This is a genomic window from Nostoc sp., from assembly GCF_036917375.1.
In the GTDB taxonomy this organism is placed as follows: Bacteria; Cyanobacteriota; Cyanobacteriia; order Cyanobacteriales; family Nostocaceae; genus Nostoc.
Window position 1 is genome coordinate 1 of record NZ_JBALDN010000104.1, and the last position, 22,895, is coordinate 22,895.

The window sequence follows — 22,895 nt, forward strand, 5'->3', positions numbered from 1 at the left end:
AACCGGACATCCACCAGCTATGACTTCAACGGCGACGGCAAAGTTGATTCTGTCGAAACCTCTACTTATGATGCCAAGGGCAACCTGACATCCGATAGCCGTGACGACAACGGCGACGGCAAAGTTGATTCTGTCGAAACCTCTACTTATGATGACAAGGGCAACCAGATATCCGATAGCCGTGACGACAACGGCGACGGCAAAGTTGATTCTGTCGCAACCTATACTTATGATGCCAAGGGCAACCGGACATCCACCAGCTATGACTTCAACGGCGACGGCAAAGTTGATTCTGTCGAAACCTCTACTTATGATGCCAAGGGCAACCTGACATCCGAGAGCTATGACAACAACCGCGACGGCAAAGTTGATGATGTCGAAACCTATACTTATGATGCCAAGGGCAAGTTGACATCCAAAAGCATTGACAACAACCGCGACGGCAAAGTTGATTTTGTCGTAACCTCTACTTATGATGCCAAGGGCAACCTGACATCCAAAAGCATTGACGACAACGGCGACGGCAAAGTTGATTCTGTCGAAACCTCTACTTATGATGCCAAGGGCAACCTGACATCCAAAAGCATTGACGACAACGGCGACGGCAAAGTTGATTCTGTCGAAACCTCTACTTATGATGCCAAGGGTAACCTGACATCCAAAAGCATTGACAAAAACGGCGACGGCAAACTTGATGATGTCGAAACCTATACTTATGATGACAAGGGCAACCAGATATCCGATAGCCGTGACGACAACGGCGACGGCAAAGTTGATTTTGTCATAATCTCTACTTATGGACGCGCATTCGCTAGCTATGACTTCAACAATGATGGTGTAATTGATGCAGTTGGCATCTACAGCTACGATTTTAACGGCAAGCTGACATCACAAAAAATTGACAAAAATAATGATGGCATCTTTGATGAAGTCACCGCTTATAGTTACGACGCTAACGGCAAACAGACTGCACAGGTAGTTGACAAAAATAATGATGGCATCCCTGATGAGATTACCACTTTCAACTATGATCGCAATGGCAAACTAATTTCCGCAGATATTGACAACAACAGTGATGGCATTACTGATGCAGTTGCCACTTATCTGTATGATACCAATGGTCAATTAATCAACAAAAACACTACAGAAGGAAATGTGCCAAAGATTACTTTAAACGGTGGAAAGGGTGCAGATCAACTCAGTGGTAGGGCTGGTAACGATCAAATTTCCGGCAAAAACGGCAACGATCAACTCTTTGGATTAGCCGGAAATGACAAACTAGTTGGTGGTAATGGTAATGACATCCTCAATGGTGGCGCTGGGCGTGATATCCTCACAGGCAATTGTGGCGCTGATAAATTTGTGTTCAGTAGTCTGAGTGATTCGCTGCTGTCTAGCTTTGATAAAATAACTGACTTGAACATTTCTCAAGATAAAATTGATGGGCTGTATGCAGTTAGCGCTGCTAATTTAGTTCAACTTGGCACTGTTGCGAGTCTAAATCTTTTCGATATACAACAGATATTGACTGCAACTGCTTTTGTAGCTAAAGGTGCGGCAACTTTTACCCTTGGTAAAGGCAATAAGGGGCAGACTTTTCTGGCACTCAACGATAACACTAATGGATTCTCTGCCCTCACGGATGCTGTGATTGAGATTAGTGGCTACAAAGGCAGCTTGAATAATTTAGCAGTTGTCTAACTTCATGCTGCTGACCAAAACTAGAGCGTGGTTCAAAATACAAGTCCCTTGGTTCAGAACAAAAGTCCCTTCCCTTGGTTCAGAACACAAGTCCGTAGCGATCGCCTGAGTAAAGCGGGAGCATCCCAAATGTGCAAGTTTATGTCTTGACTGGTAAATGAGAAATTGTCCATAAGATCAGTAGGAAGATTAAGTAAATTGCACCAACTAATCCAAACTCAATCAGAGGAATATAAGTTACTTCGTAAATTCTGCCCAAGCCGCGTTCAGTCAGTGCATAAACGGTTAGGACACTCACTAAAAAGGCTCCGTAGATAGTACGTTTAGTCCAGATACCCACAGGTAAACCGTGAAGCTGAGTAAGTACCAGAATGCCAAAAAAACCAAAAAGAAATGTGGGCCACTTGCTTTGTCCTAGTATTAATGACACGATTACACTATGTAAAAGCACCGAAGCCTCCAAAGTAAATGTCCACCAACGGTTTACATGGGTGCGGTTAAAGATTAAGGAAGATTGGAGCAGAAGCAAGAACATATAGAGAAAACCAATTAAGTGCCCCCAAGTCGCTTCCATTGGGTGATACCAAAAGGTGTAGATAGCGGCAAAGGAGAAAAAATAGCCGTGGTACAGTTTGATAATTTGCAAAAACTGTTGATGGAAGGGAACAGAATTACCAAAAAATAAACCGCGTCGAGGTGTTTCTAAAATCAGTACGAAGACTAGTAAGAGTACAACTGCACCTTGAGAAGCCCAAATTGAAGTATCTTGAGCGAGAGCATCGTACCAAATATATGTTTGGAGAAAGTGTAAAGCGATGAATACACCATTGATGGCAAGCATGAGGTAATTTATCGGATGCAACGCCGATTTGTATTTCAACTGCGATGCCTGCGGCGGGCGTAGCCATCGCTGCGCCCACAATATACACGCCCAGATGCTAAACTGATGCCCAAGGTACATGCCCCAAGCCGTCGCTCGACTCCAAAAGGTTGGTTGGGGAAGCTTCCAGTAGTACCAGTTTAATCCTTGGTCGGGGAGTTTGATGATGCTTGCAGGAATGCTCCCACCGATCCAAATTGCGTAGGTGAGAAGGATACTTACAAATATGCCTAAAAATAATGCTCGGCGACCTGTCATATTAATTTGTAATTCGTAATTCGTAATTCAGACTTAGATTTTTAGGCGATACGTTCTGTTTTTGGCTCAGATGCGCTTTTAGTTACTCGCAAACTAAGAGTCAAAGCTACTACCATTACTAAAGTTCCACTCGAAAAAGGAGCAGAACTTCCAAATTTCATAAAACTCACCCCTGCCCACGTTGGCCCGGCGATGCGTGCCAATGCAGAGCAAGAACTGGCAATTCCTAATATTTGTCCTTGTTCTTCTGGGGATGTCATCTGGGAAATTAAGCTGTTTAATATTGGTTGGCTGACACTAATTCCCCATGCCACAAGTGTGGTGGCGACTAATAATAAAATTAAGCTTTGCGAGAATCCAATTAACAGTAATCCTAAACCTAATCCTAATATTCCTAAGATAAGTAACTTGATTTCACCTAATTGTTTCTTGAGGAATCCGATTAGTCCTCCTTGAATGATTGTGCTAACAATCCCCATGAAGGCAAAAAGATAACTAGCTTGTTGAGCACCCCAATTTAATTGCTGCTTAGACCATAAAGCTAATGTAGAGTCCATAGCTGCAACAGCAAAGGTGACTAAAAAGTAGATGCCAACAAGTACACAAAACTGCGATCGCTGTGACAACTGTAACAAGTTTAGCGATTGCTGACGGTGGCGATGAAGTTGGATTTTGGCTTTAGTCTCAGAATTTAGAGATTCTGGAAGTAATATCAAAGCACACAGAAATGCTAATAAAGATAATCCAGCTGCAAACAACGACGGTAGATGAAAGTTAGCGTTGTTCGGATCTGACCCGATTAAAAGACCTCCAATCGCTGGGCCGAGAATAAACCCAAGACCAAAAGCTGCGCCGATTACACCCATGCCACGAGCTCGATTAGTTGGCGTGGTAATATCTGCTATGTACGCCTGAGCAGTGGCAATATTCCCTGACATAATCCCCGCTAGACTACGAGCAATAAACAAAATCCATAGGGAGTTGGCAAAACCTAAGCCTGCGTATGCAATTACCGAACCGAATAAAGTCAGTAATAAAATCGGACGGCGACCGTAGCGATCGCTAAATCTGCCCCATAATGGTGCAAATAAGAACTGCATTAAAGAATAAATAGCTACAAGTAAAGTCGCTTCATTAGGTTTTGCACCAAATTGTTCGGCATACAAAGGCAGTATCGGCAGAATAATTCCGAAGCCGAGCAAGTCTATAAATACAGTCAAAAATAAGACGAATATAGCCCTGCGATTATTTTTACTCTCCATCTGTACAATTCCATTTTATAAAAAAGATGTCTAATTTGGATTAGTTGTAAAGACATCCGAGAACGTTTTATTGTAAAAATCTATTAATTACAAACAGTAATCAGTAGACCTCTTGCAAAAGTAACTTTTGCAAGAGGGGGGAAAGGGAAAAGGTTAAAGGGAAAAGGGTTTTTATTAGCCCTTTCCCTTTTTACCCTTACCCTTTTCCCCACTTCTGCAAGAAGTCTAGTACATACAAAATGTTTGAATTTCAGTGTGGTTAAGCAAAATAGCATGGAACAAACCCGTGATAAAAATCAAGCCAATAATACTACTAATAAAAGCAACTATAATTTCGTGCTTCCGTATGGCTTTTTGTATCTTAACGTCTATGATGTTTTCTAATTCTTTGTATAACATTGACTTAAATTTGGTTAAAGACAAGAATTGTCTGGAACTTACGTTACGTACTTACATAAGTTTGAGTATGTCCGAAATCTCTAACTTATTAAATGAAAGCTATTTCGATGCTGTAGGAGTATCAAGTATGTTTACGTCGTTTCAAAACAGCACTTGAAACTCCAAAAGCTAATATTGCTAAGGTATAAGTTGGTTCGGGAACTGCAAGAATACTTACCTGATTAATAGCCAAGCCGTATTGTGGAGCAGAACTGCTAAAAACAACTCGTGAGATGTTTGCAGTATCACTACGAATCCCCAAGAATACTGCCGAATTATCTAATGCTAAGGACGAAATATTTGGAACGGAGAAAGTACCCAACAGGTTATTAGCGTTATCAAAAGCGGCGATCGAATTTTCAATTTTTAATTTACTAGTGTCTACAGCTATCTGAGTTCCAGCGCCAAAAACTGGCTGGGCAAAACTAATCGAAAAAGGCCCGCCGTTCCCCTTAGTTCCAGGATCGGGAGTACCAGGAGGAAGAGGGATAAAACCTGTTGGATCTATACCTCCGAAGAGAATAAAATCACCTAGACCGAAGTTACTCCGAATGCCAGGTGAAGGTAAAGTTTGAAAAACAAATGGTGGAGTAATTTGAGGCTTATTAGTTGGAGTTATATTTATATCCAAGCCTAAACCACGTTGCGATGTTGCTGAAAAAGAGTTAGGTAAAAAAGCCGAAAAATCAGGAGCAGAGGGATTAAATACTTTACCTAAACTTTCCCAATTAACTCGATCGTTGCCTCCTAAACCAGCGCGCTCAGTTACTAAAAATGTAGCGGCTTTAACTGGTAATGGGAGAACCGTTATTATGACTGCGATCGCTGAAAAATATTTTACAGATAACTTAAATAATCGATCTATTGTAACTCCCACAAGCTTTTCTCCTGAATTTTTTAAGATAATATCATCAAAATGCAACAATTAAATATTCATGATGAAACAATGCCTTGCTCAGATCGAGAGAGTGCCCCGACTGAGCTTAAATGTTTTATTGGCGATCGTTACCAGTTAACTTGTTATTGTCCTCTCTCCACCATCAATTAAATTATTTCTCAGACTAGCAGAGATATTGTCATTGCCTCCACGAGCAGAAATTCGGTCGTCATTACTAGTATTTTGTCAATAAATCATCATTAGGAATATCAATAATAATAGATATAGAATATTCCTTGATACTTTTTATATCAAACGTACTTGATATTTGTAATACTGACATAGTACAAATCTCAAAATTATAAATTTCTGATGAAATCTACCTCAAAACAGTTAATCATATTTTATATCTCTGGTGAAATAAAAATGCGATTATTTATTTTTTTAAATTATTTTATTTCTTCAAGGTTATCAGAATGCGGGCGCTATCGTGTTGAAAATATAGGCAAGCAATAAAATATAGGACTCCTACAGCAGATTTCAACTTCTCTACGAACGCGAACAGCGTGTCGGAGAAAGAGGCTACGTCAACGTCAGGTAAAGAAATATCTCATCCACGCAACAAGCACACGCAAACTCAACTCTTAGCCCACTGCGTTAAGCAGGCAATGCCCTGCTTGTTCGCTCTTAGCGTTCCCACGATGAAAGCAAGTGGGGTGAGGGTTGAGTTCGGGTATACTTCCAACAAATAGATTATGCAATATTGTAAGGTATTTTTTTTATTTGTCAGTCCCCTATGGCAATTTATAGCTACCAACACGTAGATTTAACTGACCTTGGCGCGGGTTATGGCTGAATATAAATGCACCTTCTTCACTTTCCCCACTAGATAAAAAGTCGATCTGTTGCTCTCCTGTTTCTGTAACTTTGCCGTCAATCATTAACTCAGCCATAATCTGAACTGACTCAGCTGTATCTCCTCCATTATTCACAATTTCAAAAGGAACATAAAACTGACCATTAATTTCTCGAATTGTTTGTTTTTTAGTGACAGAAAGGATGGGAGGTTGATTTTTTTCGTTCAGCCAAGTGTAGCCTACTAGAATCACAATGATTGCTAGGATGAATGAAGCGATGCTGAATGTTATCCACTCAGCTATTGAGCGCTTTGGTTGTTGTTCTGTTTGAGTCATATTGCTAACCTTCCGGCTGCACCACCAATAGTTGCGGGTAAACCCAGTATCAATGTGCGATCTAACCACATTGTCCAGGGGTCGCTAAAAGTTAATTTTTGAAAGAACCACAGCATAAAAGCACCTGCTAGCAATGATACTAGGTAGGACATAATGGTTTCGCTCGATGGTCGTTGAAAAATTCCCTTTTGCTCTTTACGTTTTTGCTGGTTAGAAAAACCTGCCTGAAATACAATGCTATAAGAAATCAGCAAAGATGCGGCAATCATTGCCAACTCCCAAGGTGGAGAGGTTGCGGCTGCAAGCATAGGAATTTCATCTGTGGGAGCGATGTTAAATGCAATTATGGTTGCACCAATCAGGGTTCCACCCACATCAGCAAAAGTGGCCTGTAACTCATCACCTTTGTTCTTGGTTGCGCTATTTTCCCGATCGCTTCCTTGTCCTTTTCCATTGCTGTTTTCAGCCTCTCCCAAAAACTGATTCGCTAATGCTACACCGAGAGCGAAGGGCACACTTTCAAAGATGATTTTACCTAAAGATTCCTTTAGGGAGGTTTCTGGTGTCAATTCCTGCAATAGTAATAGTATAAAGGTAGAACAAGCTATGCCGATCGCGATCGCTTCTACAGTATCCATTACGGCTTGATGAGCGAGGCCTGTATATCTGCGTTTCCGAAAGCCTTCTGTGTAATTGAGCAAGTAAACCACAATAAACATTAATGCGATCGCCGTCATGATAAATTGTGCTTTTGCCAACGAGCCAATCCACCAAACCTCCATTGTGTACAGCAAGGGTATGCCAAATAAAAAACCTCCGCAAGCACCTCGAATGATGTCATTAATCTCACTCCTCCAGACATTTTTTTGACTTTTTGTTGGCACTCCTTTACTTTCCTTTTGTTGAAAATTTGCTTTGACTTACACTAATTCTCTATGAAGGTGCATATAGCAGCCCTAAATTCTTCGTGAAAAGTTAGATCCCCGGCAACTTTTACGAAGTTGGGGAGCTGAACACCGCAAATTTATAATATTTTCAGATTTTCCAAGGAGGGTGTTCTAATACTGTTCGGATAAGCATTTTGAAATCAGAATAGGGTTTGGGGAAAAGGGGAATGGGTTTGCGGTTAAAGGTTTTTTATTCCCCTTTCCCCTTTACCCTTTCCCCTTTCCCCTTTAACCGAACCGTATTGGAGGGTGTTCTGTCACACCCCGTATCTATCTTAAGATACATAATCTAAAAAATTCTTCTCTCGGTTGATGGAAGTCATAAATAATACACTATTGTTAGTTTAGGTAATAGGTCAATCAACTACAAGCTGGAAATAAAAACCATGAGTGCCGAAAAAAGAGTAGAAGCTATTGCAAAAAATATTGAAGGGAAAGTTCAAGAGGTTGTGGGTGAAATAACCGGTAATCCACAAGATAAAGCTGAAGGACAAGCGAAGCAAGCTGAAGCCCAAGTTACTCACACTGTAGAAAACATTAAAGACGAACTTAAGAAAGCTTTAGATTAACTTACCTTTTTGGACTGAAAAGAAAAATACTAGATTAGCGATGATTCGTTAATCATAGTTAAACATTAAACCTCTTGGCATTTGTGCTTTTTGCAAGAGGGGGAAAAGGGTAAAGGTTAAAGGGGAAGGGGACAATACAGAACTTTTTCCCCTTCCCCTTTTCCCGACTTATGCAAGAAGTCTATTAATTACTCCACTTACTTTGAGAAAGTGGAGTTTTTGTATTGTTAGTGTAATATTTGAAAGGGTAAATTACTAAAAAATTGGTTTTAGATTGGAAGTCTTAGCTACACGGGTACATACGCGCTAGCGGCTTGCTTTGAAATACGTTTAAGATGGGGAAATATCAATAATCATTGGGAGGAATCAATCGTCATGACTGTTATTGTTGCTAAGTGGACGATTGACGAATATCACCGCATGATTGATGCTGGCATTTTGAGCGATCGCAAAGTAGAACTACTTAAGGGGGAAATTGTCGAAATGTCGCCGGAAGGGGAACCCCATGCTTATTGTAGTGATGAAGCTGGGGAGTATCTAGCAAAGTTATTGGCTGAACGCGCCAAAATTCGTGAAGCCAAGCCTATCAACTTACCCAACGACTCGGAACCAGAACCAGATATTGCCATTGTCCAACGTTTAGGACGCGAGTATCGAGAGCATCATCCCTATTCAGAAAATATTTTCTGGTTGATTGAGTATGCTAACTCCAGTTTAGAAAAAGATTTAGAGATAAAAAGCAAAATCTACGCAGAAGCAGGTATTTTAGAGTATTGGGTTGTAAATCTCAAAAAGCTTTATTTAGTGTTGTTTCGAGAAATCTTAGATAGAGAGTACGCAACAAAATTGACATTCACTGCGGGAACAATTCAACCTCTGGCATTTCCAGATATTTCTGTTGCGGTGGAACGGATTATTAACAGTTAAGGTAATTACAATTCAAAATTAAAATACAACAAAATCGATACGAGGAATACTATATTTTTTCTTTAGAAAAAAAGTTTAAATCAACTGTATTGCACCCTAACCCTCCCTTATAAAGGCTATGGTGTACGCACAAGTCGAATTACCCCCCTTAATCCCCCCTTGGAAAGGGGGGAAAAAACAATTCTAGTTCCCTCCCCAATACATACGGGGAGGGTTAGGGTGGGGTAAAACCTTGGTTACTCAGCTATTTCAGACTTGTGTATACACTGTAGCTTTATAAAGGGGAGGGGACTAGATAGTGTTTGACTGAGTTATTGCATCAAAATCTGACGGCTTAAAATACTCATAACTTCATGTGGATTACCTGTTGGTAGCAGGGTACTCCAATCACCGACGTTGGCATAGCCAAGAACTTGCAACAAGTGAATTGTGCTAGTAACGGCTTTTGGTGAACCAATCAATAAATGTTTAATCGGTTCTCTTTTTGGCAATGGCTTTTGCTCAAATAGATTCAAAAGGGGCGCGTTGTTGTCTTGAGTAGGTAAATACTGCTTTTGTTGTGATTTGGCGAACTTTTTTGATTGTGTCATCATCGTAGTTGACTCCAATTGTAGGGGTTAAATGAAAGGCGATCGCCCTCGGCCAAGAGTCCGCGATCGCCTTTCTTATTTTAATTTGTAGTATTATTTTATACTTGTCAATAGGTTTTTAAGTATTTTTACATAGATTAGTCGTGAAGATGTCATTAGTCATTTGTCCTTTGTAATCACAACTGACCAAGGACGACCATAACAAAAATTCTCACAACTCAAATAAGATTGCTATAAGTTCCTATATTGAATTCGGGTAGTCGTTTATCGAATTCGGGTACTCGTTTATTGAATTCGGGTAGTCGTTTATCGAATTCGGGTAGTCGTTTATCGAATTCGGGTACTCGTTTATCGAATTCGGGTACTTGTTTATCGAATTCGGGTACTTGTTTATCGAATTCGGGTAGTCGTTTATCGAATTCGGGTAGTCGTTTATCGAATTCGGGTAGTCGTTTATCGAATTCGGGCAACCTACAAGAATTTACGTAAAACTATTTTAGATATTTGTAATAAATAAGTCGTTTTATACTGAATAATGCGGGTGTCAAGTAACCCTAATTCTGTTTATCTTAGTGCTGTAGAGTCCAGGGTAGAAGTCAGTTTTTATCCTGGCGCATTATTAATAAAAGAAAGGTGATTTATGTCACGTCTAAAACGCGGGTCTAAAGTAATTGATAGAGCGCAGCGTCGGATTGCGGCTTTGAAATCGATCAGTCCCACCTTAGACTTAGGGAATGGGGTAACAATTGATGCCTTTGCAACCCTTATCAAAACAACACAAGATAAGTTGGAAGCTTATAACTCAAGCCTCTCCACCGTGGATATGACTCAGGAAGCCTTAGAAGTTACCGAAAAGTCGCTAATGGAACTAACAGAACACATGTTACTGAGTGTAGCTGCAAAGTATGGCAAGAATAGCGATGAGTACAAAATGGCAGGAGGCGTTCGTCGAAGCGATCGCAAGCGTCCGGCGCGAAAGCCTAAGCAAAACGCTGTTGCTTGATAAATCTGGGTTTTACCCCACCCCAACCCTCCCCGATGGATTGGGGAGGGAACTGGATTTTCTTGTTTCCCCCCTTTATAAGGCAGGGCTGATTCATTCCATTTCAAACAGGATTTGTCAAGATGGTTAGCAAGAAAATTGTAAGTAAGCGTGACGAAGAGATGAATATTTAAGCACTGAAATATCAGTAAAATAGTTGGTTTCATCGGCACGCTAGTAACAAAATAACTAATTTTTAATTGCTAGAACCCTTGATTTTTAAAGCTCTTTTGGGAATGAAACAGCCCTGCTTTATAAGGGGGGATTAAGGGGGGTAAAACGCCTGTAGAATAAGCATTTGAGCTTAAGTTAACACGTATGGGCATTGCGCCATGCCCCTATGAGAAATCTATATGTATTAGAATTTTTGTGAATTAATATCAAAGGTGTTTTTTGTCCTTTGAAGAGATGGTGAAGTACCAAAAAAGAGTAAATTAGAATTTACCTCAAATCCCACTTAAAATTTTAACACTAATTGCTCCACTTTCTATAAGTTAGTGGGGTTTTTTATGGCGTAAAATCTGAAAGTGTTAGTTCCTAAAAACTTACCTTTTCAATTAACCATGAATACTAGCATCTACAAAGCAATCATGTTTATCCATTTTAATAAGAATACAGTGTCCAAAAAATAGGTTTCCATCGTTATAGTAGAACTCTGCTTCACCATCTGGAAAAAAGATCAATCCTTCAAGCGTCATTCTGGTTTTGAACTCCTCAGATGTTAATGTCTCACCTTCATCAAGCCATGTCTCATTCTTAAGCTTTAGCAATTGTTGAACAGCATATTCTTGTGCCATTTTATCATAATGCTTCACCTTTTGTACAACACTACTAGCTCTGTCCAAGGCTGACTTAACCTTATCATTATCGTCTGTTGAAATATTAATTGTAAGTTGTGTTTCAAAGAATACAACTTGGCTTTCATACCAATCTAATTCGGAATTATACCGTAAATATCCCAAAAATTCATTTTTGATGTCGGGGTAATTCATACATTTTTTACAGCTATTGTAATGTCTTGCCAAAAACATCAAATTCCATGACTTTTTCCAATGACCCAATTACGCCGGAAAAACCGAGCTAAAGCTGATTCTTCTAAAGATAAATAAATTGGCCGTCCGTGGGGACAGGTGCGAGGGTTGCGAGTGCGTTGCCAATTATCTAAAAGTATCTGCATTTCTTGTTGATTCATCGGTGTACCATTACGAATTGCACTGCGACAGGCGACAGCTACTTGGGCTGTTTGTAAATCGCCTCCCCAACTAAGTTCTAAAATTGCTTCTGCATAGTCGTCTCGCTGTTGTAAAGGTGCAGGGATGTTTCGGACAGCCCAAAGTTGTTCGCCAAAGGGTTCTATTTCTAAACCGATGCGTTGCAGTTGCAATACTTGCGCTGGCGATAATTGATAAAGAATTATTGGCGGTTCGACGGGGACAAGTTGCCAATCATCGCATAATCGCTCATACAAAACTCGCTCATGGGCAATGTGCTGTTCTACTAACCACATACCACTTGGATGTTCCGCCACAATATAAGTATTGCTAACTTGAGCGACAGCTTTTAAGGAGTTAGGAGTTTTGGGATTTTCGTTGGGATTTTGAGGATTGAAATTGTAACCGCCTTTGGCTTCTGCGGCTTTGAGTAATTTACTAACTCGTGTTGTGTGAACAGCTTCTTTGAGATTGTTAGAAGAGATACTGAGTGCTTGGTTAATTGCTTGGGTAATTTGCTCTTGCCAATAAATGATTTCGTTGAGATAAATTTCTGTTTTTGCTGGATTGCGATTCCAGTTGATTTGATCGGGGGAAATGGCAAGATGTAAGAAACAAATTGGATAGCGATCGCGTGGTAATGTTCTATGAAATGCTGATAATATCGTTTGCTCTAGTTCCGGCGTCTGCACCATCCTGCCGTTAATGGCTACACGTACCCAATCTGGACGATGACGATGACAGCGATCGGGTAATCCTACCACTAAGGTAAGTGCTGAGTGCTGAGTGCTGAGTGGGGAGTGGGGAGTGAGGAGTGAAGAGTGAGGAGTTAGGAGTTCTGAGTTTAGTGGGTTGGGTATTTCGAGTTTTACTTCTTGCAAGTCACCTTGTCGCACTTGCGGTAAAATCTGCGGTAGTAGTTGTCCAGTTGTGGCAGCAGGACAAATGGTGAACCATTGACGGTCATTTTGCCAAATCTGCCAGGTGACGCGGGGATGACAGAGGGCGATTTGGTGAATTGTGGCTTGCACAGCTTTCATTTGCTGTGCTGTTGTGGGTAATCCCTGACGACGAGATGAGCAATTACCGAAAAGATGAGAAACTGTAACTACTGTACCAGGTGCGATCGCAGTTGCTTCAACTTGTACAACTTTCCCGCCATCGCCATAAATTATCCGCCATCCTAAATTTCCGCCCAGAGGACGACTCAAAATTTCCAACTCTGCCAGAGTCGTTAAACTGTGCAACGCCTCACCACGAAACCCTAAACTGTTAATTTTCCACAAATCGGCACTAGAGCGAATTTTACTAGTGCTGTGGGCTGTGGCTGCTTGTTGCAAATCATCTAGGTTCATTCCACAGCCATTATCTGCCACCCGAATTCGCCATTGCTGCGGCCACAGAGAAACCACAATTCGCGTTGCACCTGCGTCTAGGGAATTTTCTACCAATTCCCGCACCACAGAGGCTAAAGAGTCGATTACCTCTCCAGCTGTAATGAGATATACAACTTCTGTTGGTAGAGCTTGAATAGTAGATGCCATAAATTATAGTGTAGGCGAACTGCCGACTACTGATATAGAATAAGGAATTTTATTCACACCTCAACAAAAATTTTTATTCTTTGTAAAGAAAACTCAACGGCTCGGCTGTTCCCAGTTTTAACCTTGCGTTACTTGTGCCACCAGATGACTACATTTCATTTGGTCTTTGCTGAATCGGCTTCGTGTGCGATTGCCAATACGGTTCGGTTAAACCGAAAACTAGATAAACTGATAATTATAACTCAAGCGTATTATAAAAACTATAACTAGTTAATTCAATCTAGCGGTTTCCCGAAGGCGATCGCATGAATGCTTGCTTTGTGACAACTAAATTTATAGCGACAAACAAACAATATAACCCAGACTTGAAAAGTTGCGTCATCGCTTGTGTTAAGCAGAATTATTCTGTACTAATTACCCTTTAAATTGCTAGATGCAAGATATCAGGTTAAGAATTGCTTAGATTGTGCTAATCATGGTCTAATTAATTCAGAATTTAGCTGTTAGCCCAAATGTGCAATTTTGAGATTAGCTAGATTTTAGAGCTTTAATCAGGGAAGTAACTCCACCAATTATAGTTGCAATACTTAGGGCGTAATTTATAAACAGACCGTTTACTTTAGTTTTGGAGATGATTCTAATGAAACTAATTCCTGTTTTATCATCGAGTTTGATAGCCTTGAGTCCTATCGTGTTTTCTCAAGCAGCTTTTGCAGATGGTTGGCCAACCAGTGTGGTAGGAAACTGGAGTGTGAATGCTAATAATAGTACTGGGACTCTGAGTATTACAAATCAAGCCACAACTGGCAACTGTAGATCAATCACAGGCAGCATATTTGGTAATCCGATTACAAAAGGCTTTTACTGTCCATTCAGTGGTCGCATCCATTTTATCCGAAATTTGAATAATTCTGCCTTCCAAGTTTACAGCGCTAATGTTTCGCAGAACGCAGCGGTACTTAGGATCAGTGGGTTATTTAGTGATTTTGGACAACCTGGAGAGTATAGTTTTTTCGGCAGTAAATAGTTGGTCGTGGCTTTGTTGAATGAATAGGGAAAAATGGTAAATTTTACTTATCCCTATTCAACCCAACTTTGACCATGAAGATAAAAGCGAAGTACAAAGTTCGCTAACTATCTTAATTACTATCCCCGATCGCCACAAATTGCGGAGGTTCAGGTTTGAGCAAACCGTTCAACAGTGATGCAGGAGGTTGACTGTAAGGCCAAGCAAAAGCATGACGGAAAGCTGCATCTTGACAAGCTTGTAGTTGTTCAAAACTAATAATGTTGTAAGTCAATAGATTCTCATACTCAAACGGTAGACGCACATTGTGCAATCCAGCATTATCAGTACAGATAGCGATATCAACTCCAGCATCAAGACAACGGTCAAAAACTAATTTGAGTTGACGTATATCTTGCAAAGTTCCAGTTTTTAGGTAAGTTGTCGGACAAACCTCCAAACATTGCCCGCGTCTAGCCACATCATTAAGTAGCTCTGGATATAGTAGGGGAATTTGAATGCCGTGACCAATCCGCATCAAATATGGTAACAGTTCTGGGTAACAACCAGCGGTGGTTTCATATAGATGTCCCGTGGTGTTAACGCCCAGCGATCGCGCATAATCATATAAGCTAATCCATTCTTCTAAGCGATCGGCGTAATAACTATCACCTCCGGCTACATCTACTGCACAGACATACTGTTTATTTTGCGCCGCCAAATCAACAATCGCCTTATTCACCTCATAAGGTAGGCGCGTATGCATACAGAGAATTTGGCTAGTAACAATCGGATATTCTGGCTGCTGGCTGGCAAGCCCTACGACTCGGACAATTTCTGCCATCTTGTCAATTCTTTCAGATTGACTCAGATGCTCAGGTGTCCGCAAATAAGGAGTGTAGCGCAGTTCCAGATAAGCCAAATTTTCAAATATGTAAGCACCACGCACCAAGCGATAGATAAAATAAGGCAAAGTCTCCACAGTTTGCACGCTTTCTACCAAGGTGTGTAATTCTAGATACTCGTCTAGGGTGTTACGTGGGCGGGTATAAAAATCTTCAAAATCTGAATAGTCAGCAAAGCGGGAAATTAACTCCGAAGAATGCCGCTCGAAATATCGCCATAAAACTCGTGGTACGACCGAGCCGCCTAGATGTCTATGTAATTCAGCGTATAAAGCCATAGTGGTATTTTTAGGTAAAAATTTCAATGATTGTAACAAAAACATCGAGAGAAAAAGTTGTCTTCAAAAAAATTTTGCTCCAACTTCTTTGGAATAGAGGTTTCCCTACATCTGAATTTCAACAAATACTCTGCTGCGCGAACGATTTGGTGGCTTGGAGTTAGATAGGGTTGAGAGCAACAGATAAATTTCTGCCTCCTACCTTCTGCCCTAGTATTTGCAGCATGAATAAACTTGACATTACCAAGATTAAATTGATAGCATTGATATCCTTAATTTTTTGTGCTATTCTAAAGGAACATTGTTATTGTTAAGCGACTGAGATATAGCAATATATTTTTTCTTTAACAAAGCAAATTCCTGGCAAGGTTGGTATTAATTGAAAATTCAAGCGTTGGAAGTCAAGGCTGGCGATCGCATTATTGCTTACTGCAACAATAAAATGCAAACCTGCAAGGTAAAACGCATTTTAGATCCAGGTCAAGCCAATATCACACTATCAGTATTCACCTCTGAGAATTATCGCGGTTGCTCAGTTTCATCTATAGTCCGCTTCCAAAGCAACGCTTTAGTTGATTTGGTAAGTTAAAAACCAAGTAAATATTCAAGCTCAAAAATATTTCTAGCTATTGTCCAGCCTCAAACTGGACAAAATTTTTGTCAAAGGTGCGATCCTGCGGTTTTTGATAGCCAACGCACATACAGATTCATTAATTGTAGCTAGATGATTTTTCTGAAAATCTAAAACACCATTTAGTTATTGGTAAACTGTTCTAGATATAATTAGTATATCTAAATTTAATTAAAATATTTTAGGGTGGACAGCATTCTGCTGACCTCTACTGAGCGTTACGAAAGTAGCGCTGATGCTAAAGTGTTGCCCACCCTAATTATGCAAGTTAAAGGTGGAACAGTTGATTACTAAACTTAACCCTCGAATTGATGGCTTTTTTCATTTCTTTTTTACATCACGAGCCATGTTGAGGTAATAGTCATCAAGTTTGGCATTAGAACGACGGCGGTTAGGGGCAGGAATTTTAGTAGTGTTATCCCGATTCGTTTCAATGGGCTGTTTAGTTGAAACTTGATTTACGCCTTGCGCCCCATCGGATTCCAAGAAATAACCAGACTCAGAGAATCCGAAAAGCTTGGCAAAAAAACCAAATAAATTTCCGAAAAAATTAGAAATACTTTGGAATAAAACACCAAACAAGCCTTCAATACGAAGGAACAAGTTCCGAATAATTTGAGTTAGACGAAGCATAAAAGCACCTTCAATGATTGCCTATTATTATTGTGACTCAATTCGGATTCAGGAATTGAGGATATGGCAAAAATCTACCAGTAGATAGGTATAGTTCAACTAGGACTTTTGCAAGTCTCATATTTTTCTCGTAGAGGTTGTCCAGAACGGACTACCCAGGATGATAGAAGAATATCTTTCAGCAGCCCGCAGTTGTTCACCTTAATCGCGTGGTTGTGGCTTAACCCTCAACTTGAACCGAACAAATAGACCTAATTAAAATACGGTATGGTTAATGGTGTAAATAAAATCAGTGCCTAAAGTATGGATGCTGAAGAAATACTCAGATGGTATGCTGCTGGAAAGCGAAATTTTAGCGGAGTTGATTTGAGCAAAGGAGTCTCATTAGAAGAGGCTTATTTAATTGAGATCAATTTGAGTAGGGCTAACCTGTACTCTATTGATTTGCGTCATAGCGATTTGAGCAATGGCAATTTAAGGGGTGCTAATTTGGAAGAGGCTGACTTAAGCGTTGCTTATTTGATTAATGTTGATTTGAGAGATACTAACCTGACTGGGGCTGAATTGAAATACTGCAACTTGACTGCGGCTGACTTGAGAGATGCCAACCTTATGGGTGCTAACTTGAGCCAAGCTAACTTGACTGACACCAATTTGATGGGAGCTAACCTGAGTGGTATTAACAGCGAAGAAACTTTATTCTGCCACACCATCATGCCAGACAGCAGTATTGAAAATGACCCCATAAGAGTGATTAGTACCCAAGAATTCCTCAGACGCTACGCTCTCAGAGAGAGAAGGTTCCCTGGTATCGTTTTGCGTCACGCTGATCTGAAGGGTCAGGATTTGCGTGGAATTATTTTGACTCATCATGAAGTTCTTAAACAGCTCAAATATCCGGCTCATTTAGCTAATGCCAACTTGAGTGAAGCTAACTTGTCAGAATGTACTTTGAGTGGTGTCAACTTTAGAGGAGCCAACTTGAGTGATGCCAATCTTTACCGCGCTATCTTGCGAAGTGCTGACTTAAGTTATGCCGACTTGAGGGGAGCTAACTTGGTTTATGCCGATATGGAAGGAGTTGACTTTACTGGAGCTAATCTGACTGGGGTTAAGGTTGACGACGCAAACAGTCTGTATTGGCGCACTTTTTTCCGCAACACTACTATGCCAGACGGAAAAGTTATTGTTGAACCCACCAGTTATAGCGATTGACTAGAACTACAACCGCGCAAGAGAGTTACGAAGTAATGTCTCTCAAAAGCATTGATATAGCTGTGCTAAATATTAATCAGAAATTAAGGGTTGAATTTTCTTACTTTGGAGCAACAGATGGCATTTGGGTTAAGGTTTTTGATTACTGAATCGATACTTTACTTTTCTTGAACCAGCAAAACCGACTTCACAGGACGCTTGATAGAATTTCCCTCTAAATCAACCTTTCCGTAAAAGGTTTTCCCGTTGTAATAAAGCGAAGACGAACTTCCTCCATCCAAATTCATCGCTTGCTCGGCTCCAAGAGTTTTCATCAAGTCAGCTAATGCTGGCAAAGATATTCCAGAGTTTGCGGGAGCCGAGGGTTTTTGAGCCACCATAACTAAAATAACGCTGCCATCAAGGGTGATACCTACGGCAGTTCTAGCGTTGGGTTGATTGCTGCCAAGTGCATCTCGTTTATTGGCATTATCTACAAAGCCCTCTTTTTCTAAAGTCAGTTCTGGTAATAGGCGCGGGCCAGCACCGATAGCATCAACTAACTGACAACCTGCTGGTGGTGACTGATTGTGTAGGGCAATAGAATAGTGGGTAGTTTGCCCGCATAAGTAGCGACGGAATTCTGAGCGATTGAATATTTGACCCAAATAAGATTTTAAGTTGGGATTGTTCACCAGCCGCTCGTTTTCCTTGGGATCGGCTATCAACTTTCCTTGTCGGACAACATAAGATGTCGTTTTTTTGTTGGCTGGGTCAAAAAAGCCTGCATTCAAAATAGCTACGGCTTGATACTTTTGGGCAAATTCCTCTACAGTGGCTACCTTCTGTGATAGTGCAGGAGTCACCAAAAATTTGCTATTAGCTGGAATCAACACGACGTGAGCGATGCTTTGGGGCAAAGTGCGATCGAAGTAGCGGATAGTTTTTGGTGGTGAAGCCGCAATAGTGGGTATTGACGGTGTTGAAAAACGCAAATTAAACCACAACACCATTGCTAAACTAATTAATATCAAAGCCAGTAGTTTGATTTTTCTCACTTTTAAACTCACGTGCGTTTAGCTCAAACAAAGTTCCACATTGTATCGCAAAACGTGATTGAATTTTGGAACGTCTGCACACGCCCAACAGAGCGAAATGGCTTAGGGCGTACTGTAGCAGAAACACAGGTAGAAGTTAACCGTTTAAAGGTCTTGTTCTCATTGTTACTGGGCGATCGCTAATTTTTGCCTGATGGTAAAAACGCTCTTAAAAGCCCCACTCAATTAACTGTCGCACACCTTGCGGTATAAGTCTTTTAAAGACTTGACACTCTTACAAGAGCTTGAAAACTTTGCTATTATGTACACATCCGCGCAACTAAAGCTTAAAACCCAAAAATAGCAAAGCTTTCAAAGTTCAGACTTTGCAAAATTTGCAAAACACCTTATCACTGATAGAGATTGAAACAGTTAGAGAAACCCTTGGTTAACATAGCGGGTCAACGTTGCAAAACACCTTATCCGTCATAGGGATACGCTTGAAACTTACTAAATCCCTATTGGGGATTGAAATTAAGACCATGTTAGGAAACACAAACCTAAAAAATATCTCTAAAAAATTCGCTATAGCTAGAAATTCTGCTTCTTTCAAAGAAAATGAAGCAATGAGAGCTATTACATATAGTATGGATTTACTATTACCTGGTTTGTATATATGGCTACTTGGTTTTAGTATTCGCATTGGTGGAAGCGTGCCAGATGATATTCCCTATAAATATCCAGGTAAAATTCACAGCAACACTGGAATTGCTTTAGTATTACCAGGATATAGAATTTTTACGACTTACCAGGGTAGCTATGACCCTAAACAAACATCAAATACAGGGACTAACAGCTTTTAATTGTGCGGTTCTCGATTCAAATACTTTTGAAACTTTAATGACTCAGGCAGGATATTCAATCTCAGGTAGCGCACCTGCACAGTCTAATAGAATAAAAGTATGGTGGATTCATAACGAATACCTAAGGGTCGAGTCCATATATAGTCCAGATAAGAGAATAGTGATAACGGCATATCATATTAACTGATATTTTTTATTTCTATTAACCTAGAAAACCTGCTAACCTCTAGCGATTTGGCAAGTTTTTAATAATCAAAAACTTACTTTTTTTCAAAAATTATCCATAACTATTCAACCTTTTTAATACTTACTTCCCCAAAATCATGGAGTTTATAACTGCTATCGAAGTTGAGGTAGAGCTTCTTATTCACCATTCTCGTCGTTTACGGAACATTGTAGTGAAGCACCTTGAATTACCAGGCTTTAGTTTTAGGGTGACTCCAGATTCTACAATTGGCGGTTGTCCAATCGAAGCACTCGATATCCCACCAAGGGCAAGTCATTCAGATGGTTCACCTCGCTATGACTTGTTAAACTTCCGGCTGAGGACTAAGTTAGACTGTTCTCATTTCCAACGTGGGCAGAAAGTTTTGGTTGATAGAATTATTGCAGTTTGTGATACTTTCAACAGCAAAATCAATTAACCATCTCCTGTAACTGATTCCAACTCTGGAGACAGCGAATGTATATCTTTAGATATTGAGGCAGGCAAGTAGACTGTAAATTGAGTACCTCTGCCTACTTGACTGTAAACATTGACAAAACCACCGTGATTCTTAATAATACCCAACGCCGTAGAAAGTCCTAAACCTGTACCTTTGCCTACCTCTTTAGTGGTGAAAAATGGTTCAAAAATCCGTTGCTGGACTTCTGACGACATCCCCATACCAGTATCCGTCACCACGATCGCAATATAAGAACCAACTTTCGCATCTATATTTATCTGGGCAGAATGTTCGCCAATCACCAGATTTTCCGCCGCAATCCGAAGAATACCGCCATTGGGCATAGCATCGCGGGCGTTGATTACCAAGTTTATCAATACCTGATGTAGTTGAGTGATGTCTCCACGAACATACCAGAGATTTTTAGGGATATCTATCTGGCAACTAATGGATTTGGGAAATGTTTGAGCGATAATTTGCTCAATTTCTGCCATCAAAGGCTGAATTTGCACAATTGTCCGTTTGCTTTCAATACCCCGTGCAAAAGATAACACTTGCTTGAGCAAATTAGCACCGCGTTTCACATTATTTTCTAAAGTTTGCAGTATTTGCTGACTCTGGGAATCGGGCAATTTCTTCTGCAACACTTGAACTGACATTAAAATTGGCGATAGTATGTTGTTGAGGTCGTGAGCAATACCACCAGCTAGAGTACCGATACTTTCCAAACGTTGCGATCGCAGAAGTTGAGCTTCTAGTTGTTTCTGCTGCGTAATCTCAGTGTTCACACTCAAAATGGATTTGGGTTGTCCATTATCATCTCGGATCAGTGTCCACCGACTTTCAACGATAATTACTTTGCCTTCCCTTGTCAGTTGATGCAACTCACCCCGCCACTCACCTGTATTCATCACCCTCAAGTAAGCATCTTCTAGCTGTGGTGAATCTTTATATAAAAGTTGTAAAACATTTTTACCTACAACTTCCTCAGCTTTCCAGCCGTATAGACTCTGGGCACCTTTATTCCAAAATAGGATTTGGTTGTGGATATTTCGCACCAAAATTGCATCAGTTGATACATCTAACAGCGCCGCTTGTTCGCGAATTTTCTGTTCTGCCTGTTTTTGCTGGGTTATATCTCGCGTCAGTGCCAAATGGATGAATGTGTTATCAGATTCGTTACGTAGTGGTACGGCATGAGTTTCCATGTAGCGGCGAGTGCCTTTACATCCTACTATTTCAAACTCCAAAGTCCCCTTATTACCTTGGCAGACACTTTCATGCAAGTCGGCAAAGGCGGCTCTATACTCTGGCACAATTACGGCATCAACTGGTTTACCAATCAAGATATCAGCACTTTCTACTTCCATCATTGCCAGCCCTTCTGCATTAATTTCTAAAAGGGTGCCATCTCTGGCAATTAGCTGGATGCATTCTGGTTCTGCATCTATCATGGCTCGTAAACGATTTTCGCTTTGGCGTAGGGCCAATTCCGTCTGCTGAAGTTGCCTGATATAACGCCACAACAAATCATACAGCAGCGCCACCAGCACCAAATCCACAATCGCAGCGATAAAAAATGTCACTATCGCCTTTCGGGAATTTGCTTGTGACTGCTGCATTTCTTGCTGTAATAAATTTTTCTCGGCTTTCAAAGAGTCGTTAATCAACTGGTGAATCTCTTTGCCAATTTGTTTGTCATTATCAGATAAGATTTTCTGCCGAACTGCTTCTAATCCCTGGTTTTTTCTGAAGTAAATTTCTTGTTGTAAAATGTTGAGTCTCTTGGTAATTTTCGGCTCTAGTAAAGCAATCCACTGCTGCTTTTGCCGATTATTGGCAGTTAACTTTTTGAGAATCTGAATATTGCTATTTGTTTGTTGATAAGCTGCAAGATAAGTTTGTAAATCATCTGCATCTGCTGTAATTAAATAACTACGTTGTGCAGTTTCAGTATCTTTGAGTGTAGATTGGATACTTTCAATTTGGGTAATAACTTTGTAGGAGTATGTTAGCCATTGCTGGTTGTGAATCAGCTTCACAGTGTTGCTATACGAAACTACAGCATTAGTAAATACAACAGCCAATGCTAGGACGAATATTGCTTTCAGCTTTTGGACTCGATACCATTTTTTGCTCATGCGATCGCCCCTTCTGCCGCAGATGCCCTCCATCAGTTAAGATTAAACATTAAAAACAAAAACAAATACTGAGAATATTTTAAGGATTTTGATAACACGGGTA

Annotated in this window: 22 protein-coding genes; 10 read left to right on the forward strand and 12 right to left on the reverse strand. The window is 40.4% G+C overall.

Going from position 1 to position 22,895, the window contains the following annotated elements:
• Nucleotides 1-1,701 (forward strand): bluetail domain-containing putative surface protein (locus V7K45_RS27700; protein ID WP_335008369.1); only part of this gene is annotated, 1,701 nt, incomplete at its 5' end.
• Nucleotides 1,702-1,840: 139 nt separating this feature from the next.
• Here the strand turns inward: V7K45_RS27700 and V7K45_RS27705 are convergent.
• From V7K45_RS27705 to V7K45_RS27725, 5 genes are all read right to left on the reverse strand, one after another.
• A complete protein-coding gene (locus tag V7K45_RS27705) occupies nt 1,841-2,839 on the reverse strand; it encodes a hypothetical protein (RefSeq protein ID WP_335008371.1) in 999 nt (332 codons plus the stop codon).
• Between the two features lie 41 nt (nt 2,840-2,880).
• Entirely contained in the window at nt 2,881-4,101 is a 1,221-nt protein-coding gene (locus tag V7K45_RS27710; RefSeq protein ID WP_335008373.1) for an MFS transporter, read from the reverse strand.
• 520 nt (nt 4,102-4,621) lie between these two features.
• A complete protein-coding gene (locus V7K45_RS27715) occupies nt 4,622-5,416 on the reverse strand; it encodes a hypothetical protein (RefSeq protein WP_335008375.1) in 795 nt (264 codons plus the stop codon).
• Between the two features lie 794 nt (nt 5,417-6,210).
• Nucleotides 6,211-6,609 (reverse strand): TIGR02588 family protein, encoded by a 399-nt coding sequence (locus V7K45_RS27720; protein WP_335008377.1) that lies wholly within the window; start codon nt 6,607-6,609, stop codon nt 6,211-6,213.
• Nucleotides 6,606-7,493, reverse strand: coding sequence for a TIGR02587 family membrane protein (locus V7K45_RS27725; RefSeq protein WP_335008379.1), 888 nt, complete (start codon nt 7,491-7,493; stop codon nt 6,606-6,608). The genes V7K45_RS27720 and V7K45_RS27725 overlap by 4 nt, the downstream gene beginning before the upstream one ends.
• Nucleotides 7,494-7,942: 449 nt before the next feature.
• On the opposite strand from V7K45_RS27725, the gene V7K45_RS27730 reads away from it, so the two are divergent.
• A complete protein-coding gene (locus tag V7K45_RS27730; RefSeq protein ID WP_335008381.1) occupies nt 7,943-8,125 on the forward strand; it encodes a CsbD family protein in 183 nt (60 codons plus the stop codon).
• A 375-nt stretch (nt 8,126-8,500) separates the two neighbouring features.
• On the forward strand, nt 8,501-9,052 hold the full coding sequence (locus V7K45_RS27735; RefSeq protein WP_335008384.1) for a Uma2 family endonuclease: 552 nt from the start codon (nt 8,501-8,503) through the stop codon (nt 9,050-9,052).
• Nucleotides 9,053-9,363: 311 nt separating this feature from the next.
• On the opposite strand, the gene V7K45_RS27740 is transcribed toward V7K45_RS27735, so the two are convergent.
• A complete protein-coding gene (locus V7K45_RS27740) occupies nt 9,364-9,645 on the reverse strand; it encodes a hypothetical protein (RefSeq protein WP_335008386.1) in 282 nt (93 codons plus the stop codon).
• A gap of 637 nt (nt 9,646-10,282) precedes the next feature.
• On the opposite strand from V7K45_RS27740, the gene V7K45_RS27745 reads away from it, so the two are divergent.
• Nucleotides 10,283-10,645, forward strand: coding sequence for a hypothetical protein (locus V7K45_RS27745; RefSeq protein ID WP_335008388.1), 363 nt, complete (start codon nt 10,283-10,285; stop codon nt 10,643-10,645).
• 596 nt (nt 10,646-11,241) lie between these two features.
• Here the strand turns inward: V7K45_RS27745 and V7K45_RS27750 are convergent.
• A complete protein-coding gene (locus V7K45_RS27750; protein WP_335008390.1) occupies nt 11,242-11,676 on the reverse strand; it encodes a DUF2262 domain-containing protein in 435 nt (144 codons plus the stop codon).
• A gap of 38 nt (nt 11,677-11,714) precedes the next feature.
• Nucleotides 11,715-13,439 carry a DNA mismatch repair endonuclease MutL gene (gene mutL / locus V7K45_RS27755; RefSeq protein WP_335008392.1) on the reverse strand — a complete coding sequence of 575 codons (1,725 nt, stop codon included), beginning with the start codon at nt 13,437-13,439 and terminating at the stop codon, nt 11,715-11,717.
• Nucleotides 13,440-14,079: 640 nt separating this feature from the next.
• Between mutL and V7K45_RS27760 the strand changes: the two genes are divergently transcribed.
• Nucleotides 14,080-14,466 carry a hypothetical protein gene (locus V7K45_RS27760; protein ID WP_335008394.1) on the forward strand — a complete coding sequence of 129 codons (387 nt, stop codon included), beginning with the start codon at nt 14,080-14,082 and terminating at the stop codon, nt 14,464-14,466.
• 112 nt (nt 14,467-14,578) lie between these two features.
• Here the strand turns inward: V7K45_RS27760 and V7K45_RS27765 are convergent, their stop codons facing one another.
• A complete protein-coding gene (locus V7K45_RS27765; RefSeq protein ID WP_335008396.1) occupies nt 14,579-15,628 on the reverse strand; it encodes an adenosine deaminase in 1,050 nt (349 codons plus the stop codon).
• A 379-nt stretch (nt 15,629-16,007) separates the two neighbouring features.
• Between V7K45_RS27765 and V7K45_RS27770 the strand changes: the two genes are divergently transcribed.
• On the forward strand, nt 16,008-16,217 hold the full coding sequence (locus V7K45_RS27770; protein WP_094352741.1) for a hypothetical protein: 210 nt from the start codon (nt 16,008-16,010) through the stop codon (nt 16,215-16,217).
• Between the two features lie 363 nt (nt 16,218-16,580).
• Here the strand turns inward: V7K45_RS27770 and V7K45_RS27775 are convergent, their stop codons facing one another.
• Entirely contained in the window at nt 16,581-16,892 is a 312-nt protein-coding gene (locus V7K45_RS27775; RefSeq protein ID WP_335008398.1) for a threonine dehydratase, read from the reverse strand.
• Nucleotides 16,893-17,195: 303 nt separating this feature from the next.
• Here V7K45_RS27775 and V7K45_RS27780 point away from each other — a divergent pair, with 303 nt between their 5' ends.
• The gene (locus tag V7K45_RS27780; RefSeq protein WP_335008400.1) at nt 17,196-18,107 is read left to right on the forward strand and encodes a pentapeptide repeat-containing protein; all 912 of its coding nucleotides are present in this window, start codon (nt 17,196-17,198) and stop codon (nt 18,105-18,107) included.
• A 158-nt stretch (nt 18,108-18,265) separates the two neighbouring features.
• Here V7K45_RS27780 and V7K45_RS27785 read toward each other — a convergent pair whose 3' ends face one another.
• Complete coding sequence (locus V7K45_RS27785) at nt 18,266-19,144, reverse strand: phosphodiester glycosidase family protein (protein WP_335008402.1); 879 nt, start codon at nt 19,142-19,144, stop codon at nt 18,266-18,268.
• A gap of 54 nt (nt 19,145-19,198) precedes the next feature.
• Here V7K45_RS27785 and V7K45_RS27790 point away from each other — a divergent pair, with 54 nt between their 5' ends.
• The 3 genes from V7K45_RS27790 to V7K45_RS27800 all read left to right on the forward strand — a co-directional run bounded on the left by V7K45_RS27790 (nt 19,199) and on the right by V7K45_RS27800 (nt 20,630).
• On the forward strand, nt 19,199-19,327 hold the full coding sequence (locus tag V7K45_RS27790; RefSeq protein ID WP_335008404.1) for a hypothetical protein: 129 nt from the start codon (nt 19,199-19,201) through the stop codon (nt 19,325-19,327).
• A gap of 338 nt (nt 19,328-19,665) precedes the next feature.
• Nucleotides 19,666-19,986 (forward strand): hypothetical protein, encoded by a 321-nt coding sequence (locus tag V7K45_RS27795; protein WP_335008405.1) that lies wholly within the window; start codon nt 19,666-19,668, stop codon nt 19,984-19,986.
• 323 nt (nt 19,987-20,309) lie between these two features.
• Nucleotides 20,310-20,630 (forward strand): hypothetical protein, encoded by a 321-nt coding sequence (locus V7K45_RS27800; RefSeq protein ID WP_335008407.1) that lies wholly within the window; start codon nt 20,310-20,312, stop codon nt 20,628-20,630.
• On the opposite strand, the gene V7K45_RS27805 is transcribed toward V7K45_RS27800, so the two are convergent.
• The gene (locus V7K45_RS27805; RefSeq protein ID WP_335008409.1) at nt 20,627-22,792 is read right to left on the reverse strand and encodes a PAS domain S-box protein; all 2,166 of its coding nucleotides are present in this window, start codon (nt 22,790-22,792) and stop codon (nt 20,627-20,629) included. The two genes, V7K45_RS27800 and V7K45_RS27805, sit on opposite strands and share 4 nt — an antisense overlap.
• Between the last annotated feature and the right edge of the window lie 103 nt (nt 22,793-22,895).

What these genes read in the sequence shown, in the direction of transcription:
- V7K45_RS27705 (WP_335008371.1), bottom strand. Translation starts at nt 2,839, where the DNA reads ATGACAGGTCGCCGAGCATTATTTTTAGGCATATTTGTAAGTATCCTT.
- V7K45_RS27710 (WP_335008373.1), bottom strand. Translation starts at nt 4,101, where the DNA reads ATGGAGAGTAAAAATAATCGCAGGGCTATATTCGTCTTATTTTTGACT.
- V7K45_RS27720 (WP_335008377.1), bottom strand. Translation starts at nt 6,609, where the DNA reads ATGACTCAAACAGAACAACAACCAAAGCGCTCAATAGCTGAGTGGATA.
- V7K45_RS27730 (WP_335008381.1), top strand. Translation starts at nt 7,943, where the DNA reads ATGAGTGCCGAAAAAAGAGTAGAAGCTATTGCAAAAAATATTGAAGGG.
- V7K45_RS27735 (WP_335008384.1), top strand. Translation starts at nt 8,501, where the DNA reads ATGACTGTTATTGTTGCTAAGTGGACGATTGACGAATATCACCGCATG.
- V7K45_RS27740 (WP_335008386.1), bottom strand. Translation starts at nt 9,645, where the DNA reads ATGATGACACAATCAAAAAAGTTCGCCAAATCACAACAAAAGCAGTAT.
- V7K45_RS27745 (WP_335008388.1), top strand. Translation starts at nt 10,283, where the DNA reads ATGTCACGTCTAAAACGCGGGTCTAAAGTAATTGATAGAGCGCAGCGT.
- V7K45_RS27750 (WP_335008390.1), bottom strand. Translation starts at nt 11,676, where the DNA reads ATGAATTACCCCGACATCAAAAATGAATTTTTGGGATATTTACGGTAT.
- mutL (WP_335008392.1), bottom strand. Translation starts at nt 13,439, where the DNA reads ATGGCATCTACTATTCAAGCTCTACCAACAGAAGTTGTATATCTCATT.
- V7K45_RS27760 (WP_335008394.1), top strand. Translation starts at nt 14,080, where the DNA reads ATGAAACTAATTCCTGTTTTATCATCGAGTTTGATAGCCTTGAGTCCT.
- V7K45_RS27765 (WP_335008396.1), bottom strand. Translation starts at nt 15,628, where the DNA reads ATGGCTTTATACGCTGAATTACATAGACATCTAGGCGGCTCGGTCGTA.
- V7K45_RS27775 (WP_335008398.1), bottom strand. Translation starts at nt 16,892, where the DNA reads ATGCTTCGTCTAACTCAAATTATTCGGAACTTGTTCCTTCGTATTGAA.
- V7K45_RS27780 (WP_335008400.1), top strand. Translation starts at nt 17,196, where the DNA reads ATGGATGCTGAAGAAATACTCAGATGGTATGCTGCTGGAAAGCGAAAT.
- V7K45_RS27795 (WP_335008405.1), top strand. Translation starts at nt 19,666, where the DNA reads ATGTTAGGAAACACAAACCTAAAAAATATCTCTAAAAAATTCGCTATA.
- V7K45_RS27800 (WP_335008407.1), top strand. Translation starts at nt 20,310, where the DNA reads ATGGAGTTTATAACTGCTATCGAAGTTGAGGTAGAGCTTCTTATTCAC.
- V7K45_RS27805 (WP_335008409.1), bottom strand. Translation starts at nt 22,792, where the DNA reads ATGAGCAAAAAATGGTATCGAGTCCAAAAGCTGAAAGCAATATTCGTC.